The sequence below is a fragment of the Nocardioides ferulae genome (assembly GCF_003660455.1).
GTDB lineage: Bacteria > Actinomycetota > Actinomycetes > Propionibacteriales > Nocardioidaceae > Nocardioides > Nocardioides ferulae.
This window is the reverse complement of the sequence record NZ_QZVR01000063.1, coordinates 1-688: the sequence shown is the minus strand read 5'-3', so window position 1 is coordinate 688 and position 688 is coordinate 1. Positions and strand designations below refer to the sequence as shown.

Here is a 688-nt window from a genome sequence, read left to right as displayed (position 1 = left end):
TGTCTGGGTGGCCTCGTTTTCGACCGTCGCTATGGCCTCGTTTTCGAGCGTCGTCGACAGTTCCCGAGGATCTTCCGGGACCAACCCAACATCAACCACAAATCTGGGGGCATCATGCGGTTTCGCTTCATAGCCACGGTTGGCACCTTCGCCATGGCGAGTTCTCTGCTGTTCGGGACGCCCAGCAACGCGGACGATGGCCCGAGCCCTGCGCCCGCGCCTGAGGCCCCCGTCTACATCGAGCCGACGGACCCGTCCGCTGTCTCGCAGCCCACTCTGGCTTGCCTTTCGCTAGCCAAGGAGCCGAGCATCCGGACGATCGCAGGCAGCGTCCAGCAGGTGTAAGTGAACGCAGGAGCTGCCTGCAGCCCAGCTGCCAAGACAGGCTACGTCTACCGCGTATGGCTACAGCAGCGCAGCGGCGACGGGTGGGTCAACATGGGCCAGGTCGGGAAGGTGTCGATCCCGCCTGGGGGCTCGGGCACAGCGACCGCGACCTACACGTGCGGGACCACCATCGCCGACTTCGCATGGCGCACCAACGGTCACTGGTACCGCAATGGTGTCCAAGTGGGGCTCAATGTGCCGTCCTCGTCCGAGCAGTTGAACTGCAGCTGACGACTTCTGGCGGGACTGCTGCACGGATCGGTGACATCTGATCTGTGGTGCCGAGGGGTGCCGCTGGAAG

The 688-nt window shown here is 64.2% G+C and carries 1 protein-coding gene; it reads left to right on the top strand.

Annotated features, from left to right (window positions below):
• A partial coding sequence (locus D6B71_RS23245; RefSeq protein ID WP_206051931.1) for a hypothetical protein occupies nt 1-345 on the top strand: 345 nt, incomplete at its 5' end.
• Nucleotides 346-688 lie beyond the last annotated feature (343 nt).